The organism is Bacillus oleivorans, assembly GCF_900207585.1.
Lineage (GTDB): Bacteria > Bacillota > Bacilli > Bacillales > JC228 > Bacillus_BF > Bacillus_BF oleivorans.
The window spans coordinates 157227-174910 of the sequence record NZ_OAOP01000010.1 but is presented as its reverse complement, the minus strand read 5'-3'; the positions used below and the strand labels follow the sequence as shown (position 1 = coordinate 174910).

General features: G+C 39.6%; 19 protein-coding genes. 3 read left to right on the top strand and 16 right to left on the bottom strand.

Annotation, left to right across the window (positions count from 1 at the left end):
• Window positions 1-82: 82 nt before the first annotated feature.
• From tlp to acnA, 6 genes are all read right to left on the bottom strand, one after another.
• Window positions 83-304, bottom strand: a complete 222-nt coding sequence (gene tlp, locus CRO56_RS19185; protein WP_097160231.1) for a small acid-soluble spore protein Tlp — start codon at window positions 302-304, stop codon at window positions 83-85.
• An 87-nt stretch (window positions 305-391) separates the two neighbouring features.
• Complete coding sequence (locus tag CRO56_RS19180) at window positions 392-535, bottom strand: acid-soluble spore protein N (protein ID WP_097160230.1); 144 nt, start codon at window positions 533-535, stop codon at window positions 392-394.
• Between the two features lie 62 nt (window positions 536-597).
• Complete coding sequence (locus CRO56_RS19175; protein WP_097160229.1) at window positions 598-729, bottom strand: FbpB family small basic protein; 132 nt, start codon at window positions 727-729, stop codon at window positions 598-600.
• A gap of 159 nt (window positions 730-888) precedes the next feature.
• Entirely contained in the window at window positions 889-1407 is a 519-nt protein-coding gene (locus CRO56_RS19170; RefSeq protein WP_097160228.1) for a redoxin domain-containing protein, read from the bottom strand.
• A gap of 25 nt (window positions 1408-1432) precedes the next feature.
• Window positions 1433-1843 (bottom strand): hypothetical protein, encoded by a 411-nt coding sequence (locus tag CRO56_RS19165; protein ID WP_097160227.1) that lies wholly within the window; start codon window positions 1841-1843, stop codon window positions 1433-1435.
• A gap of 583 nt (window positions 1844-2426) precedes the next feature.
• Entirely contained in the window at window positions 2427-5138 is a 2712-nt protein-coding gene (gene acnA / locus CRO56_RS19160) for an aconitate hydratase AcnA (RefSeq protein WP_097160226.1), read from the bottom strand.
• A 289-nt stretch (window positions 5139-5427) separates the two neighbouring features.
• On the opposite strand from acnA, the gene sspO reads away from it, so the two are divergent.
• Entirely contained in the window at window positions 5428-5577 is a 150-nt protein-coding gene (gene sspO, locus CRO56_RS19155; protein ID WP_097160225.1) for a small acid-soluble spore protein O, read from the top strand.
• A gap of 97 nt (window positions 5578-5674) precedes the next feature.
• On the opposite strand, the gene CRO56_RS19150 is transcribed toward sspO, so the two are convergent.
• From CRO56_RS19150 to CRO56_RS19125, 6 genes are all read right to left on the bottom strand, one after another.
• Window positions 5675-7132: a sodium:solute symporter family protein gene (locus CRO56_RS19150; RefSeq protein ID WP_245855991.1), complete on the bottom strand. Its 1458-nt coding sequence runs from the start codon at window positions 7130-7132 to the stop codon at window positions 5675-5677.
• Between the two features lie 4 nt (window positions 7133-7136).
• A complete protein-coding gene (locus CRO56_RS19145) occupies window positions 7137-8306 on the bottom strand; it encodes an NAD(P)/FAD-dependent oxidoreductase (RefSeq protein WP_179714360.1) in 1170 nt (389 codons plus the stop codon).
• A gap of 22 nt (window positions 8307-8328) precedes the next feature.
• A complete protein-coding gene (locus CRO56_RS19140) occupies window positions 8329-9537 on the bottom strand; it encodes an NAD(P)/FAD-dependent oxidoreductase (protein WP_097160223.1) in 1209 nt (402 codons plus the stop codon).
• Window positions 9534-9836, bottom strand: coding sequence for a (2Fe-2S)-binding protein (locus CRO56_RS19135; protein WP_097160222.1), 303 nt, complete (start codon window positions 9834-9836; stop codon window positions 9534-9536). Before CRO56_RS19135 ends, CRO56_RS19140 begins: the two co-directional genes overlap by 4 nt.
• Window positions 9837-9900: 64 nt before the next feature.
• Window positions 9901-10110 (bottom strand): (2Fe-2S)-binding protein, encoded by a 210-nt coding sequence (locus CRO56_RS19130; RefSeq protein ID WP_097160221.1) that lies wholly within the window; start codon window positions 10108-10110, stop codon window positions 9901-9903.
• 254 nt (window positions 10111-10364) lie between these two features.
• Entirely contained in the window at window positions 10365-10649 is a 285-nt protein-coding gene (locus CRO56_RS19125; RefSeq protein ID WP_097160220.1) for a hypothetical protein, read from the bottom strand.
• A 120-nt stretch (window positions 10650-10769) separates the two neighbouring features.
• Between CRO56_RS19125 and CRO56_RS23300 the strand changes: the two genes are divergently transcribed.
• Window positions 10770-10913, top strand: a complete 144-nt coding sequence (locus tag CRO56_RS23300) for a small acid-soluble spore protein P (protein WP_097160219.1) — start codon at window positions 10770-10772, stop codon at window positions 10911-10913.
• A 221-nt stretch (window positions 10914-11134) separates the two neighbouring features.
• On the opposite strand, the gene CRO56_RS19115 is transcribed toward CRO56_RS23300, so the two are convergent.
• Both CRO56_RS19115 and selA read right to left on the bottom strand, forming a co-directional pair.
• Window positions 11135-12454 (bottom strand): short-chain fatty acid transporter, encoded by a 1320-nt coding sequence (locus tag CRO56_RS19115; protein ID WP_097160218.1) that lies wholly within the window; start codon window positions 12452-12454, stop codon window positions 11135-11137.
• Between the two features lie 96 nt (window positions 12455-12550).
• The gene (gene selA, locus CRO56_RS19110) at window positions 12551-13960 is read right to left on the bottom strand and encodes an L-seryl-tRNA(Sec) selenium transferase (protein WP_097160217.1); all 1410 of its coding nucleotides are present in this window, start codon (window positions 13958-13960) and stop codon (window positions 12551-12553) included.
• Between the two features lie 143 nt (window positions 13961-14103).
• Here selA and selD point away from each other — a divergent pair, with 143 nt between their 5' ends.
• Window positions 14104-15162 (top strand): selenide, water dikinase SelD, encoded by a 1059-nt coding sequence (gene selD, locus CRO56_RS19105; protein WP_097160216.1) that lies wholly within the window; start codon window positions 14104-14106, stop codon window positions 15160-15162.
• A gap of 275 nt (window positions 15163-15437) precedes the next feature.
• On the opposite strand, the gene CRO56_RS23295 is transcribed toward selD, so the two are convergent.
• On the bottom strand, window positions 15438-15521 hold the full coding sequence (locus CRO56_RS23295; RefSeq protein ID WP_281257341.1) for a putative holin-like toxin: 84 nt from the start codon (window positions 15519-15521) through the stop codon (window positions 15438-15440).
• A gap of 132 nt (window positions 15522-15653) precedes the next feature.
• Window positions 15654-17531: a selenocysteine-specific translation elongation factor gene (gene selB, locus CRO56_RS19100; protein ID WP_097160215.1), complete on the bottom strand. Its 1878-nt coding sequence runs from the start codon at window positions 17529-17531 to the stop codon at window positions 15654-15656.
• Between the last annotated feature and the right edge of the window lie 153 nt (window positions 17532-17684).

The following is a 17684-nucleotide window of genomic DNA, read 5'->3' as shown; positions in this document are numbered from 1 at the left end:
CTACCCATATGGTTTGCTTTGTTTAAAAATAAAAAAGAGGGTTCAACTCAGGTAGGCTGACCCTCTTACGTGTATACCGTTTTTACTTTTGTGCGTTCGCTTCGTTCTTTATTTCCTCACGAAACGCAGCAATGCTTTCCCGTCTTCTTTCATTCTTTTCTTCGATTTGTTTCCGCTGTTCTCCAGAACTAAACTCCATAGAAGCTTCAGCTTCTTCGATATTTTCAATGGTATTCTGAACCATGGATTGAAGCTTCTCTACGTTATCACTGCGGTCATCCGGATGTGGTTTTCGGTGATTCATGCTTTAAATCCTCCTCTTTGTTGAAGATTCGAACTTAGTTTGTTCAAAAGTGAGGCACTTTAATGGAGGTAAAGCATGGTATCGGTTCTATTCACCTTTTGTCTGTATAACTTGAGCATGTTCTCCGCTCTTGTCTTGCATTTTCTTGCCCTTATTGCCTCCAAATCCGCGCGATTGCGTTCCGATATGGTTTGGTTGAAAATGCTCACGGTTCTTTTTCGGATTACTCATTAAAATATCCCTCCTCCACTTTAGTTTTTACATGTGAAGAAGAGATATTAGTGGAAAAACCTTTATTCGGCTTTTTTTAAATGTTTTTGTTCTAATCTTTGTTCAAGTTTTTCTAATGCCTGTTCATCTTTTAATAAAGCCTGTTTATTTTCCTGGACGAGCTCTGAAAAGGAACGCTTTCTAGGTCTTCTCATCACATGTCACCTTCCTTTCTTCTATCTTATCATTTAGTCTTGACGAAAACGATTGCAATTATGACAACTTTTTGAAAATTTAATTTAAATAGTATAGATGTTTCAGTTGTACAAGTCAGATAGGTTATTGGACATGTAAAAAGGAGAGCAAATCTGCACCTACTCTCCCATTAAATCTTCGATCACATCTAATGTCATAGTTGAAGTATACTTTGCCTCAATTTTGCCTTCTTCGTCAATAATATAGGTTGTCGGAATTACAAGTGTCTGATAAATCTCGTTGACCGCATCCCCTTTTGTTTTAATCGGGTCTAAGAGGATTGGAAAAGTCAGACCGAGTTCTTCAACAAATCCCTTTACATTATTAAGCGGGTCAATATTAACCGCTAATATTTCCATATTTCCATCTTTATGTTCATCATAGTATTTCTGCATTTCCGGCATTTCAGCTTTACATGGTTCACACCAGGTAGCCCAAAAATTAAGAAGCACTTTTTTTCCTCTATAATCAGATAAACTCACTATATCTCCATTTAATGTTTCCAAGGTAAAATCAGGAGCTTCCGTTCCAATTTTTAACCCGGGCATCCGGTCCATTTGTTCTTTTTCTATTGCTTGGACGATCGCAACAGTACAAAGAGCTACAAGTGTCACAATAGCGATTACTTTTTTAACCAAGGTGCTACCTCCTAAAAAGCGTGATTTATAGCAGTAAAACTAAGTAACAGCAAAATAATGAAATCGTAAATGATAGGGAGCCGCTTACAATGGCTGGATAAATTTTCTCAATCTTCCACTTTTCTTTTTTAATCTTCACATAAAGATATATAACAATAACAATAATCGCAAGAAACATTCCTTTTTGCCCGCCATTAAAAAATAAAAGTGCTTTTGGATTTTCAAAAAGAAGGACTGGCCGGAATAGTGCAATGCTTCCCTTGTAAATAAGGACAAAAAGAAAAACACTGTTGAACACGGCATCTTGCCATTGCTTTTTTATCAGCGGATCGCGTTTTACGGATTGTCCGCTGATTATGTATGCCACAAAAATCGAAAACAGCAGTGATAACATAAGTGAAGACATAATAAATGGCCCGATTTGGATGTCTCCCATTTCTAAACTCCTTGTAATAAGGTTTATATAATTCATCTTACATGAAAGGATGGGGCTGTTTCCAGTTTCAGTTGTGTACTTTGGTTGAATTTTTGGGTTTATGAACGGTGTGTGACGTAGAAAGGTCACTTGGGAAGAATCTAAAGACCAAATTGACTGTGTGTAGCGAAAAAGGTTAATTAGCAAGCTTTTAAACGACCAAATGCAGCGGAGTGAAACAAAAAATGTCACTTAGCAAGCCTTTAAACGACCAAATGCAGCGGAGTGAAACAAAAAATGTCACTTAGCAAGCCTTTAAACGACCAAATGCAGCGGAGTGAAACAAAAAATGTCACTTAGCAAGCCTCTAAACGACCGAATCCAGCGTTATTAAACAAAAAAGTCACTTAGCATGCCTCTTAACGACCAAATCGCTGCCATGAGGCAATCAAAAATTCTTTAGAACCCTTCTATTAGACCTAACCAGAGTTGAAAGCCAGAGATTAGTCCTTTAGAGCACTAAACTCATCCTCCTCTACCAAATCCACCGCCTCCAAAAACACAAAAAACCCCGCACTAGACAGTCACGGGGTTTTAATTCATCTTAAGCTCCTAAAAGCTTATTACGTAATACCATTTGCAGAATACCGCCATGGCGGTAGTAGTCGATTTCAACTTCAGAATCGAAACGAACCAATACTTCAAATTCTTTCTTGTTTCCTGCTTCATCTGTAGCTGTAACTTTTACAATATCACGTGGTTTTACGTTTTCATCGATTTGCACATCGATCGTCTCTTTACCAGTTAAGCCAAGAGTTTCAGCGTTTTCGCCTTCCTTGAATTGAAGTGGAAGAACACCCATTAATACAAGGTTTGAACGGTGAATACGCTCGAAGCTTTCAGCAATAACTGTCTTGATGCCAAGCAGGTTTGTACCTTTGGCAGCCCAGTCACGGGAAGATCCCATACCGTAATCTTTACCAGCAAGAACAACTAGTCCTGTACCATCTTGCTTATATTTCATACAAGCATCATAGATAGACATCACTTCGCCAGTTGGCCAGTAAGTCGTGTAACCGCCTTCTGTGCCAGGAGCAATTTGGTTTTTGATACGGATGTTTGCAAATGTACCGCGCATCATAACTTCGTGGTTACCGCGACGAGATCCGTAAGAGTTGAAATCTCTGATTTCAACGCCTTTTTCACGCAAGTATTTACCAGCTGGTGTATCTTTACCGATTGCTCCAGCAGGAGAAATATGGTCAGTTGTTACAGAGTCACCGAATTTACCTACTACACGCATGCCGCCAAGAGGTTTTACTTCACCTGGTTCTTTGGAAAGCCCTTCAAAGAATGGAGGGTTTGCGATATAAGTAGAATTCTCATCCCAAGTGTAAAGTGGCTCATCGCTAGTTTCGATTGCATTCCAGCGCTCGTTGTCATCAAATACACGCTTGTATTCACGACGGAACAATTCAGGAGTAACGGTTTTCTTAACAGCTTCTTTCACTTCTTCAGAAGAAGGCCAGATGTCTTTAAAGAATACATTGTTACCATCTTTGTCTTTACCTATTGGATCGTTTTGCAAGTCAATATCTACTGTGCCTGCAAGTGCATACGCCACAACTAGCGGTGGAGATGCAAGGTAGTTACCTTTTACTAATGGATGAATCCGTCCTTCAAAATTACGGTTACCTGATAATACAGATGTAACAAGAAGGTCATTTTCAGCAATTGCTTTTTCAATTTCAGGAGCAAGTGGTCCTGAGTTACCGATACATGTTGTACAACCATAACCAACAAGGTTAAAGCCAAGTTGTTCAAGGTATGGAAGCAAGCCTGAATCGTTAAGGTAACCAGTAACAACCTTAGATCCTGGTGCTAAAGATGTTTTTACGTATTTAGGAACTTCTAAGCCTTTTTCAACAGCTTTTTTCGCAACAAGACCCGCACCTAACATAACGTAAGGGTTAGAAGTATTGGTACAGCTTGTAATAGCGGCAATCGCTACTGCACCTGTCTTCATATTAACTTCTTCCCCAGTTTCAAACTTAACCGTAATCTCTTTGTTCACTTCATCTGCGCCTAGACCAAAGCCCTGGTTGCCAGCTGGAGCTGCAAGAGCTTTGTTAAAGGATTCTTTCATTGCTGAAAGCGGAATTAAATCTTGAGGGCGCTTAGGACCAGAAAGATTTGCTTCAATTTCAGATAAGTTCACTTCAATTACAGTGGTATAAGTTGGTTCTGCATCTGGTGTGAAGAATAAGCCATTTTCTTTGCAGTATTTTTCAACAAGCTGAACTTGTTCTTCACTGCGTCCTGTTAAACGAAGATATTCCAATGCTTCGCCGTCAACTGGGAAGAATCCGCAAGTTGCTCCGTATTCAGGTGCCATATTGGCAATCGTTGCTCTGTCTGCAAGCGGTAAAGTAGATACGCCTGGTCCAAAGTATTCAACGAATTTGCCTACAACCCCATGCTGACGTAAAACTTGAGTTACTTTAAGTGCAAGGTCAGTTGCAGTTGCACCGTTTGGAAGTTCGCCAGTGAATTTAACACCGACTACTTCAGGAACTGGGAAGTATGAAGGCTGTCCAAGCATTCCTGCTTCAGCTTCAATACCGCCAACACCCCATCCAAGAACACCGATACCGTTGATCATAGTCGTATGGGAGTCAGTACCAACCAGTGTATCTGGGTAGGTTTCAACTTCACCGTCTGCATTTTCAACTGCATGTACAACATTAGCTAAGTATTCAAGGTTTACCTGGTGAACGATCCCCGTAGCTGGCGGAACGGCTTGGTAGTTGTTAAACGCTTTCTTCGCCCAGCTTAAGAATTGATAACGTTCAGCGTTACGTTCAAATTCAAGATCCATGTTGACTTTTAACGCATCTGGCGTACCAAATTTATCAACTTGAACGGAGTGGTCAATGACCAAGTCAACCGGAATTTCAGGATTAATTTGATCAGGATTGCCACCTAGGTCAGCCATTGCTTTACGAAGAGATGCTAAGTCTACTACTGCTGGAACGCCTGTAAAGTCTTGTAGAATGACACGAGATGGTTTAAAAGGAACATCCACGTCTTTTTGCTCGTCAGTTCCCCATTTTGTTAAGTTTTCAACATGCTCTTTTGTAATAACACGTCCATCAACTTGACGTAACACAGATTCAAGTAACACTCTAATTGAAAAAGGCAGCTTAGAGACATTACCAACACCCGCTTCTTCAAGAGCTGCAAGACGATAGTAGTGATAGTTTTTGCCATTCAATTCAAAAGAAGAACGGGCATTAAAAACATCATGTTTCGCCATTGTATTTCCCCCTCTGTACAAAATCCGTTAATAGTTTAACGTAATTGTCGAAAAGTTACAATTTGCGACTTTTCCATTTAATATCTTAATACAACCTTAAATATAAGTAAATATCGATAAAGTTATAGTTTCTAATAAGCTTATCTTATCATAGATATCTGTCTGATTCCTTTTTTCTGCCCGCGTCATCTTGTCCGAGCCAAATCCCCTCTGGAAATCCATCCACTTTTTAGATACTGTAGCCATGGATATTACGGGTAAAACTAAGTGTAACAGGAGGTGTAAAGCGATGGCAAAACGCAGAGCAAACCATGTTAGACCAGGTATGAACGCCGCAAAAGCGCAAGGAAAAGGTGCAGGTTATAACGAAGAACTCTCCAATGAACCATTAACAGAAGAACAAAAGCAATTTAATAAGAAGAGAAAGAAGAATCAATAATAAACTTTTCTATGTAAAAAAGGACAGAAAAGGGTAACTCGATTTTTCTAATACCCTTCTCTGTCAAGACTTTACTTATAGTGTTTCAATCAACATCTTATACATTCTCGGTATCAGCAGATACCGTATTTTTTATATTGGTTAGATCCATTTCACGATTAGTTGGCAGTAATAACGAAAATATGATCGTTAATACGACAGAAATAGCGACACCCCATAATATGCCAAATACGAGTGAACCAATTGATCCTGAAATTAATCCAATTCGTCCGCCCCATACAGATACACCACTGTTTTGCAATCCCATTTGGTGGGTATCCTGTTTTTTCCGCTTCCATAATAATCCGACGATCAGAACCGGTACAACTCCTCCACCTGCCATTGTGTATGCTAGAGAGAAAAGACTTATAATGGATTCCGCCCAAAGAGCTGCACCTACGGCAACCACCCCAACAATGAGAATACACCAGCGTGTAAATTTTACATAATAAGAATCATTTTTATTGGAATTAAATGGAATGATTAAGTCATTAATTAGTATTGTAGCTGCGGAGTGTAAAGACGAGGCTGCACTTGAAATCGCGGCTAAAAAAATGAGAATGAAGAAGGCGAGTGCTACAAATTGGCCCATTTCTTCCATTATTAACCATGGTAATGCTTGATTAGGATCGAGGTTAGAGTTATAAATCTTTACAATCATTCCGGAAACAGTAGCGATACATGTAAAAATAATGGCTATAATTCCGCTATAAAGCATGGCTCGACTGGCTGACTTTGGATTATTTGCCGCAAAACAGCGCTGCCAATATACTTGTGCAGCAAGAATTCCGAAAGTTCCTGTAACAAATAAAGTCGCCACTTCCCCGAAAGAAAGATTCCACTCTGCCAAATGAACGGCATCTACTTCAGCTAATTTCGTTTTCAAAGTGGCAATACTGAAGTCAATTTTTGCAAATACTTTCACATAAAACCAAATAGCAATAGCTATTAATAGAGCTCCTTGAATCAGTTCAGTCCATACAACAGAGTACATCCCGCCAACCATGGTGTAAAGGATGAAAACCGCGGAAAACATAATGATAAGTGGAATTGGATCTGTTCCTGTAAAAACCGCGAATAAATCCCCCATTCCTTTTCCTTGACCGCCAACCCAAGATATCATAATTGAACCGGTCAGCAAGCCAATGAGTGCACGAGATACCTTATCACGCAAAATGAGATCATCCATCAGCTCAGAGATTGAATGATAGGTAAACCGTGCCGCGAAACCGGCAAAAACTAGAGCAAAGATAATTTTTGCACCTTGTTCACCTACAACAAACGGAATATTGGCAAACCCTACATCATACCCTTTGCTCGAGTGGCCAATAAAATTTCCTACTCCCATGATGGTGGCAATATCAGTAAATAATATGAGAAAAAATGGTAACGTCCCGCCTGCAATGGCAAAATGAGAAAAGCTTGTATCTGCCATTTTCTTTAATTTAAACGACATCACAATGAAAAATATGCTCATGAATATAGCAGAAAACCAAAACCATATTTCTAAATTCAATTGATTACCCCCCTTTAGTTAAAAATCGACTGAGAGTCAACTTCTCTAAGAAAACCTCATACCTTCGCTTTTTTTCTAATAAATCAGCAACTAATATTCCTGTGATAGGAGCAAGGGCAATGCCATCCCCCTCATGACCAGCAGCGATCAGGAATCCTTTTATGGCTGGTGCAAAATCAATAATGGGAAGACCATCTTCCGTATAGGGGCGAAATCCAGCCATAGAGCGGATGATTCGGAGTTTTTTAATAGATGGAACAATTCCAATAGCGTGTCTAGCTATTGCAGAAAGAACTTTAGGGTCAACCGCTTTATTAAACCCTTGAAATTCTCTGCTTCCGCCAATTAATAAATTTCCGCTTTCCGTTTGTCCTAAAGAAAGTCCAATGCCGTAAGGAGGCACTTCTTCAAGATTCGACTGCGAAAGATATTTCGCCGCTATGTATTGAGCACAAAGAATATTTCCGTTTACAATAGGTTCTGCTTTTTCAGAAATAAGAATGACCCCTCGCCGTGGCTTAATTGGTATCTCTACGCCGACCATTTTTCCAATCGCAGGTGCATATGGCCCTGCAGCATTTACAACCAGCTCAGTGGAGATATAGTCTTTGGTGGTTTGTATACCGACGATTTTTCCGTGTTGCTGGTCTATCGTCTTTACCTCGGTATGTGTCCTAATTTCTGCCCCTTTTTCTTTTGCTGCCCGAGTAAAAGCCTGACTGAGCAGTAATGGATTGACTTCAGCATCTTCTGGACTATAGGTTGAACCAACGATAGCTGGAGACAGACAAGGCTGCCTCTTTAATGATTCATTTCGATCAAGAAATCTGATGTCGATTCCTGCTTTTCTTTGCCTATCAGAAAAGTTTTTCATAAACTCTAAATGCTTTTCTGACTCAATAACAATCATTCCACCTCCTTTTCGGAATTCAATTGGGATTCCTAATTCTTCTTCAAGATTTTCATAAATTTGTCTGCTTGCTCTTGCTAATTCTAGATGTATGCCTGGTTTCTTAGATTGCAGGTATATACCTTTATCACAAGAGCCAGATGTTTGTTCTCCTATTCCCCCTTTTTCTACTAAAATCACTTTTCTAGATCTATCGGCTAAACGATAGGCAATAGAGGCTCCAATTACACCACCGCCTATTATCACAATATCGGCTGTTCTCAATTGGTTCACTTCCCCTAGGTTTTCAAGTATTTATCACGTTTTGATTCCATAACTGATGCATTTTACTTTTTCCTTGTTCGATGCTTGGCAGGAATTTGATCAGTGCATTTCTCCTGACTTCCTGAACTTGATCTTGTGCCTCCTTTATTAGAGATTTTGCGTCATGAATTCTTCCTAAACGATTAGAAATAGAAAGCCCGGCTAACTCCCCTTGAGCCATAGCCACTTTTGCCCCCTCAATCCCAATAATATTTCCTGCAACAAAGATCCCTTCCCTAGTCGTTTCTAATTCAGCACTATGTATCGGTACATGACCGCCTAATTCTTCGATATAAGCAAATTTACAGCCTGCTAATGATGCTAATTCAGCTAATGGATATAGACCGCCAGAGATACAGACACAATCAACTTCCAGCGTTTCAAAGCTGTCTGATTTAACCAATCCATCTCGATTAATTTTTCTTACTATAATCTGCTCCACTTTGTTCGAACCTCGAATTTCTACTACGGTTTTTCTTAAATGAAGTGGGATATCCCAAATTTTAACTCCTTTGTATGGGAAAAATTGGGCACCTATTACCTGAATAAGTGGATTTTTTGCCATTTGCCCTGCGATTTTTAACATGAAATTTGGTGCAAGATGGGCTAAATTTGAAAGCCTAAAGATTATTTGTTTTGGATTTGATGCTTCATCTGAAAAATCGTTGATAGGAGGAATAAAAATTCCCACTACATTTGTTCCAGCCAGCTGCAATTCGTGTGCTACCGTAAACGATAGGGGATTAATTCCAATAATCGCAACCTTCTTCCCTGTTCTTACTCGATAATAATTATTGATCACTTGTGCTGCTCCTATGGCCATCACCCCTGGGAGTGTCCAGCCTGGAATGGGAGTGGCCTTTTCTGCAGCCCCGGTCGCAATTAATACAAATGGGCCAGTTAATTCTTCTCCCTTATTTAATTTGACCGTCCACTTGGGATAAAGCCCCCACACTTCTCTTTCTAGGAGGAAAGTGATGCCTAATCTGTTTGCATGATCGACCATGCTTTCGGCGACTTTCCTTCCAATCCACCATCCTTGGTTAGGCTCTTCATGTAACTGTCCCAGCAATTTCCCTCCAGCTGTCGGATTTTCATCTACAATGACTACTTTTGCTCCATACTCCGCAGCCTTGATGCCGGCACTAATCCCTGCAGGACCAGCTCCGATTATAATCAGATCATAATTCATGTGTGTATGCTCCTTTGAGATTCGATATTCATTCTATGCCTAACCGGTGTTATACAAGCACGTACACTACTTTGTCCATTAACAGACACACGACACTCATAACAATGACCGATTCCACAATAGACTCCTCTTGGTGCATTTTCTTTTTCCGTATAACGAAGGATTCGAATCCCATTTGCAAATAAAGCTGCTGCTATGGACTCTCCTTCCAGTGCGGTGAATTTTTTTCCATTAAATGTGATTATTATTTGATTTGCTTCGTCAAGGGGTCCAAGGATTGGGTGATTTTTTATTCTCATAAAGAAAACACCTTTCTATTGATTTTTTTCCAAGTCTGTTAATGAAATAGGTCGAATAGGGAAATTAGAAGTTAAACTGCTGTTCAGGGATAGGAATATTTGTCTTTTTGGAAACTAAAGAATCGATGAGTGGACGACATGTTCTTCCCTGACAAATCCCCATAGATGCACGAGTTTTAAGTTTAATTTCTTTTGAAGTTTGACTGGAAGACAAGTGTTCTAAAATGTCATATAATGTAACTTCCTCACATCGGCAGATAATCATATCCTTCATTTTCCTCTTCCTTCTCTAACTTAGGTATATTTTTTGAATATTATGAATAAACTTTCTGTTTCTTAACCTTATTCAATTTATCTCACCACTATTCTAGTAATTTTTAATGGACTAAATGCATAAAGCAAGAGATTAAGGATTAAGGATTAAGGATGAAGGTAGATAGAAAGGGATTGCTAGTGCTCGACACTTAGTAAGAGGAAATGACTTAGAACCAACTTTATAAAAGTAAAACCAGGCTCCATGGCCTGGTTTTAAAATTTATGAATATCCGTAGAGTTGATCTCACTGCTAAATTCTTGCAGGTAGCCAGCAAGTTCCTGTTGATACTGTTCCAATTGAGTTCTTTGATGTTCACTTGCATTTTCTAAAGCATTTTCAATTTGCTGATACGCTTCATTTATTTCTTGTTTCAATTGCTTTAATTCATGGCCAAAATCTGAACCGCCTTTGACTGCTTCTAAATAGGCGTTTTTCGCTTGTTCAAATCCTTGCTGAGCAGCTTGGAAGGCTTGCTGTTTATTTTTATGATACGGCATAATAAATCCTCCTTTTCTCTTCGATTAGTATGTAAAACCGATAGAAAGAGTATTCATGTCTATGCTTGTATATTTCATCTAGGAAGGTTTCACACTAAAGACAAAGGAGGAGGAGAAAAATTGAACAGAAATGATGGCAAAGATATGCGCAAAAATGCTCCAAAGGGAGATCACCCCACACAGCCGCGGCCATTAAGTGGATCTCATAAAGTAAAAAATCGCAACCATACACGTCAAAAACATAATACACACCATGATATGTAGAAAAGCGTAAGCGCACGTTCAGCGACGTCTGGACTGGACTGAACCGGAGTGAGATAAAGGAAACACGGCGACCGTCAGGGAGCCGATGTTGACTTATCGACCGGAGGTGAGGGAAGTCCAATAGGCGCTGTGCGCTGGAGCTAGACAGTTGTCAAAGTTCAGTGGGCAGTCTTTGTTATTTAGTAAAAAAGGGTTCCGATTATTCGGAACCCTTCCATTCGTTAAAACAATAATAAGCCAAGCGAAATGATGACCCCTGTAACCACACACACAATCACACAGAAGCCCATAATATCTTTTGCTTTTAGCCCGGCAATCGCGAGTGCAGGTAACGCCCAGAATGGCTGAATCATGTTCGTCCAGGCATCACCCCATGCAACAGCCATAGCTGCCTTTGCAGCTGGAACCCCAAGTGAGGCTGCAGCTTCAAGAGTAACTGGGGCTTGCACAGCCCATTGACCTCCGCCTGAAGGAACGAAGATATTTACAATCCCTGCACTCCAGAACGTAAATAGTGCAAATGTAGTGTCATTAGATATTTGGATAAAAATTTCCGCAAACCACACAGCAAGACCAGATGCAGTCATCATGCCCATAATTCCCGCATAGAAAGGAAATTGGATGATAATGCCACCAGCCCCTTTCACGGCATTGGCGACTGCCTGGAGGAAGTTTTTCGGTCTCCAGTGTAATAAAATCCCTAAGAATAAGAATAAAAAGTTAACAATGTCTAAGTTTAATTTTCCGCTATCACCAAAATAGAAATAGATAAAGAATAACCCTAGAATAAATACAACGACTGACACAATTGGACTGTTTTCTAACCATTCAGCTGGTGTGAGTTTTTTATTTTCCTCAACCGCAACGGCTGGCAATGATTCTTCTAATAGCTGCGGATCTACTGTAACCGTTTCTTCTTTTGAAGGCATCATAAACCGATTTAGGATTGGCAAAACGACGAAAATAGCAGCAATAATAATTAAATTATACGGAGCAAAAATCGTCTCACTAGTAGGAATAATACCGATTAAATCTTCGGCGAAGTGACCTGGTGTCGCAATCGTTAACGGAACCGATCCTGAAAAACCGCCATGCCAAATTACGAATCCGCTGTAAGCGCTTGCAATCAAGAGACGATAATCGACATTGGCTACCCGTTTGGCCAGTTCTTTGGCAAACAATGCTCCAATTACCAGTCCAAATCCCCAGTTAAGCCAGCTTGCAATCAATGATACAAGGGTTACCAGGATAATTGCTGAGCCTGGGCTTTTAGCGAGTGTTGCTGTTTTACCTAACAGCGATTTAATAATCGGACTGCTTGCAAGTACATGTCCTGTTACAAGAACCAGAACCATTTGCATCGCAAAGGTTAACAGTCCCCAAAAGCCTCCTCCCCAATACCTAACCATTTCAGCTGGGGTTGATGGTGTTACCGCAAGACCCAATAGAAAGACTACTAAAGTTAATATAAATACAAAAATCAGAGGGTCAGGCAAGTAACGCTGCATCATTCTGTTTGATAATGATATTAATGTTTTCAATATTTCACTCCCTTTCCAATCTTATAATTCGATAAATTCTGTCAAATTCCTTTTTACGTGAATAAAAAAGTCACTGCCAAAATAGCAGTGACAATTTTAATCTTCCATTAAGCTGAATGCAGATAAGATATCTTGATAATCAGATTCCTCAACCGTTCTTAAATCTAACTGAATTTCATCGTCGCGAATTTTAACTATGATCGGTGTTGACGCTTTTCTAAGTTTTTCTTCTATCAAATGAGCATCCAGCCTATCGTGTCTAACCGTAATGACATAAGTCTCTAATTGAACATCAGGCATCGCCCCTCCCCCAACTTGGCTGCAGCTTTCTTTACAATTAACATGGAAAGTTCGAAATTTTTCTTTAAATAAACGGATAAAGGCTTGTGAACGTTCAAAGATCTCCTCCTTTGACAAAAGAATATTCCGGATAACCGGGATTTCTTTCAAACCCTTTTCTCCTGCTGAATAGTGTAAAAGAGTTGCTTCTAAACCAGCAAGCGTCATCTTATCTACACGGAGAGCACGAGTTAGCGGGTGTTTTTTTAGCCGATCGATAAAGACTTTTCTTCCAATGATAATTCCTGCCTGGGGCCCTCCCAACATCTTATCCCCGCTAAAAGATATAAGATCAACACCGCTGTTTATCACAGATTGAATCTTAGGTTCTTCTCCGATTCCATCTTCCCGAAAATCATATAAAACTCCGCTCCCTAAATCTTCATACACAATGAGATTGGACTTATGTTCTTTAAGGGATACGAGCTCTTCAACTGGTACCGTTTTAGTAAAACCGATCATTTTAAAATTACTGGTATGTACTTTCATTACCATGGCTGTGTTTTCGGAAAGTGCGTGTACATAATCATGCAAATGGGTTTTGTTCGTCGTCCCTACTTCTTTTAAAACTGCGCCGCTCTCTTCCATAATGGATGACACCCGAAAAGACCCGCCTATTTCGACAAGCTGGCCGCGGGAAATGATCACTTCTTTCTCTCTGGCTAATGCACGTAAAACTAAAAATACAGCAGCAGCATTATTATTAACAACCAAAGCTGCTTCTCCGCCTGTTAACTGAAGCAGCATATTTTCAATTAAATCATGCCGAGATCCCCTCTTTCCTTCTGTGAGGTTGTATTCAAGATTGGAATAGGAGGATGCGGTTTGTACAATACGTTCAATCGCACTTTTGCTCAAGGGAGCTCGTCCCAGGTTGGTATGGAGCACGGTTCCGGTAGCGTTAATTACTTTTTTCAGCTTCTTACTCCATTGCGCCTTCACTTGAATCCTCACTTGGGTCCAGAGCCAATTAACAAATTCATTCGAAGCAACTGGCGGCCCTTGCCAAATTTCTTTTATTATTTCATCTCTCACATGATTTAAGCTATGAGTTAAAATTTGATGAACTTGAGCGGAATCAATCCCGAATTCATCTGCTATTTGAATATATTCTGGGTCCTTTTGTAATTCATGAACTGGAGGTATGGAACGTAACCACTCTTTCATCAAAATGCCTCGCTTTTATGTACAAATTTTACCATCATTATAGCATGTTAGATAAACATCATCTTATGTATCTCATTTACGAAGCTCGATTTATTACTAATCATCGTATTTTTAAGTATAATAAACGTAAGGAGGTGGGACAGGTGAACGAACAAGAAAAATTTCGATTAACAACACTATCAACCAAAGCTGGCTGAGGCTGCAAAATTGGTCCAGAGGACCTGGCGCAAGTTTTGCGTCTTTTACCTGAATCACATCCAGACCCTAAACTTTTAGTAGGCAATGAAACATCAGATGATGCCGGTGTGTATCAGCTTACAGAAGATTTGGCTATCGTTCAATCGATTGATTACTTTACTCCGATAGTGGACGATCCTTATTATTTTGGGCAAATTGCCGCAGCCAATGCTCTAAGCGATCTGTATGCAATGGGAGCTGCCCCAAAAACGGTTCTTAATCTGGTCGGCTATCCGATCAAAAAATTAGGTGCTGATATGCTGGCTCAAATTTTACAGGGAGCACATGATAAAGTAACAGAAGCAGGAGCGGCAACGATTGGCGGCCATTCCATCGATGACCAGGAACCTAAATTCGGTTTATCGGTAACAGGGATTATTCATCCAGAAAAAATTTGGAAGAATGTTGGAGCTAAGCCAGGAGATGTGCTTGTCCTTACGAAGCCAATCGGCGTGGGTATTGTTACAACTGGAATCAAACGAAATGCCGTTTCGAAAGAACAAGAACAAGAAGTTACAGAGCTAATGGCGACTTTAAATAAAAAAGCTGCAGAGATACTTTCTAACTTTGAACCGCATGCTGTAACCGATGTAACTGGTTTTGGGTTAATGGGACATGCCAGTGAAATGGCTCAAGGCAGCAGAGTTTCCTTAGAAATCTCATATCAAAAGGTCCCGATTCTTAATGGGACAAGAAACTTAGCGGAACAGGGAGTCATACCAGGCGGTACTAAATCCAATCACAAGTGGCTGCAAGCTATAGTTTCTTATGATCCGAATCTCACTGAAGTCGATCAGCTGATCCTGTGTGATGCTGTAACATCTGGCGGTTTATTAATTGCATTACCGGAGAAACAGGCAGTTCAATACATCCAACAATTCAATCAGCAATCTGCTTTTCAGGCGGGGATTATTGGGCTAGTGAAAGAAAAAAATACCGAATGCTACATACATGTAGTGGAATAAGTTAGTAAAATAGAAGCAATTTTCAACAAAATTTCGCTAGATAAGTTTTAAACTATAGATTTTTGTGGTACATTAAATAAGAGAACCACATATTAAGCTTTAAAAACACATATAGTAAAATAAACTCATATACTTAAATGAGTTGATTTAACTCAAAATCAAAAACCTCAGAGTGCGGGAACACTCCGAGGCCTAGAGCAGCTGATTTTCGAAGGGGAATCGGCCTACTAGACGAAAATAGACCTCTACCCTCTTACCAATTATTCAAGGGAGGTCTATTTTTTATTGGAAAAAGACAGAACCACGACCACTAAGGACGCGAACGAAATCATTAAAGTTAATGATTCGAAAACTGTCATAGGCATCACCCCCTTTCACAAAGGGGTAAGCCGACCACCCTTGAAATATTCAGCTACTACCTATTAGTTTACCACAAAAACCCACTTTTAGAACGTCTGTTCTTGTACAAAAATAAAAATGAGGCTTTTGGATTAGCTATTTGTTAGCCACATCCTTTTATTTTCTTGTCTTTTTGTATATCCTTGCTGATCTAATAATACAAGAAAAGGGATTAGATACTTTCGCGTTACTGGAAGGATTTTCTTTACATCCGCAATCGTAAACTCCTCAGGATTGGCTTTCCTGCAAGCTTGAACGGCCTTTTTAAAATGAGCCCTTGTCCACATGAGATTCTCATTCAATCGAATGATTTGCTGATCTCTATCTAGAAAGTTTAACAATTCATTCCAAAATGTACTAGGAATCCCAGCTTCGTCGAAATATTCACTGATAGTCTTCACTTGATATCGATCTCTTTCAAGTGCGTGTAACAATTGTCTAACATGATTTTCCCATTCTCTTGGTATATATGGTTTGAAATTCGTAAGTTTGATAAAATGATTAACCCTTGTCCACATGCTATTTTGGAGAACAGTTTCAACTATGTCTTTTTTAAATTCACTTTCTAATTCTTGCATTAACTGTGCTTTATCAATCCCAAGACGCAAAGGATATTCAGAGTGAAACTTTTGAAGCAAATTAACTATACGATTTATTCCCTTTTCTAAAAATACATCTAACGTTATCGCGTTAGATTGAGTCCAATGAAAAATAGGCGATTCATCCACTGTCTGTTTGACATTCCCTATGTCTAACTGAAGCAGATTCGCTAATTCTAATGGGGTTAAAGACTGATAGTCCAAAAGGACAGCCTTCATCCGCTCTGCCACAGTTCCTTCTTTTTTCAAAGCTAATGCCGAAATCGTTTCCTGCCCCCATTTGTACTTCTTGCCAAAGGGGTCCAAAATCCACCCTCCTGCAATTGTTTCAACAGGCGTCGGTCTTCTCAATATAAAGGGATCTCCTCTTTTAACCACAATCGGTTCCTGCAGCCGGATCTGGCATAGAACCCCCTCCGCTTCTTGTAGAACTTCATTACGGTCGAAGAAAACGATCGTCCCCATTACTTCAGAAGTACCTGCATGGCAATTGACAAGCATTCGCTGTTTAACTGGATATTTTAAATTTGCAACAAAACGCAAGGATACATCAATCGTTTTCGTACTTGCAATAGATCCATCTTGTACGATGACATTGCCGCGCTTAATCTCATCTCGTGAAATACCAGATAGATTAAGCGCTGCCCTTTGCCCAGCTTCGGCTTTTTCAACGGTTTGATGATGAACTTGTATAGACCGAACCAATCCTTTCAGTTTTTGCGGCAGCACCCAAATATCCTGACCAACCTTAATTTCACCATTGAAAATGGTACCTCTGACCACTGTACCTTGCCCTTTAATCGTAAATACCTGGTCAACAGGGAGTCTGAAATTTCCTTGATTGCTTTTTGTTTCCAGATTTGCAATTTCATCCAATATAGTGGTCTTTAACGCTTCAATTCCGTTATAGGAGAGACTATCGACACAAACACATGGAGTATTTTCAAAAGGTGTATCTCTTAATTTATTTACTATTTCTTCTTTTGCTATTTCCAAGAAGGAAGGTTCAACTTTATCCGCTTTTGTAATCGCGATAATCCCTCTCCTAATCCCGAGAAAGGACAATATATCAAGGTGTTCTACCGTTTGCGGCATCACTCCTTCATCTGCTGCTACAACTAAAATGACAAGGTCAATCCCTGCGACACCGGCTATCATTTGCCTTATAAACCTTTCATGACCAGGAACATCAACGATAGATATTTGAAAATCATCATCATCTACAAAAGAAGCAAATCCAGGTTCAATCGAAATTTTTCTTTCCTTCTCTTCTTTTAAACGATCTGTCTCTACATTAGTCAATGCTTTTGTTAAAGCTGTCTTCCCGTGGTCAATGTGTCCAGCCATTCCTATTGTGTAATACCTTTTCATATGTAAACCTTCTTCTTATAAAGTCATAAGCTACATTTATATTAAATGGGTTATTCTCTCGAAAGCAAGAAAAACTATCAAAAATGGACGAGTCCAAAAAATGTCTCTGTGATAATAGCAGTTTAAAAATTTTAATTCTGAACATACTATATA

Coding starts and splice junctions, on each gene's coding strand:
- tlp (WP_097160231.1), bottom strand. CDS start 304: ATGAATCACCGAAAACCACATCCGGATGACCGCAGTGATAACGTAGAG.
- CRO56_RS19180 (WP_097160230.1), bottom strand. CDS start 535: ATGAGTAATCCGAAAAAGAACCGTGAGCATTTTCAACCAAACCATATC.
- CRO56_RS19175 (WP_097160229.1), bottom strand. CDS start 729: ATGAGAAGACCTAGAAAGCGTTCCTTTTCAGAGCTCGTCCAGGAAAAT.
- CRO56_RS19165 (WP_097160227.1), bottom strand. CDS start 1,843: ATGGGAGACATCCAAATCGGGCCATTTATTATGTCTTCACTTATGTTA.
- acnA (WP_097160226.1), bottom strand. CDS start 5,138: ATGGCGAAACATGATGTTTTTAATGCCCGTTCTTCTTTTGAATTGAAT.
- sspO (WP_097160225.1), top strand. CDS start 5,428: ATGGCAAAACGCAGAGCAAACCATGTTAGACCAGGTATGAACGCCGCA.
- CRO56_RS19140 (WP_097160223.1), bottom strand. CDS start 9,537: ATGAATTATGATCTGATTATAATCGGAGCTGGTCCTGCAGGGATTAGT.
- CRO56_RS19135 (WP_097160222.1), bottom strand. CDS start 9,836: ATGAGAATAAAAAATCACCCAATCCTTGGACCCCTTGACGAAGCAAAT.
- CRO56_RS19130 (WP_097160221.1), bottom strand. CDS start 10,110: ATGAAGGATATGATTATCTGCCGATGTGAGGAAGTTACATTATATGAC.
- CRO56_RS19125 (WP_097160220.1), bottom strand. CDS start 10,649: ATGCCGTATCATAAAAATAAACAGCAAGCCTTCCAAGCTGCTCAGCAA.
- selA (WP_097160217.1), bottom strand. CDS start 13,960: ATGAAAGAGTGGTTACGTTCCATACCTCCAGTTCATGAATTACAAAAG.
- CRO56_RS23295 (WP_281257341.1), bottom strand. CDS start 15,521: ATGACAGTTTTCGAATCATTAACTTTAATGATTTCGTTCGCGTCCTTA.
- selB (WP_097160215.1), bottom strand. CDS start 17,531: ATGAAAAGGTATTACACAATAGGAATGGCTGGACACATTGACCACGGG.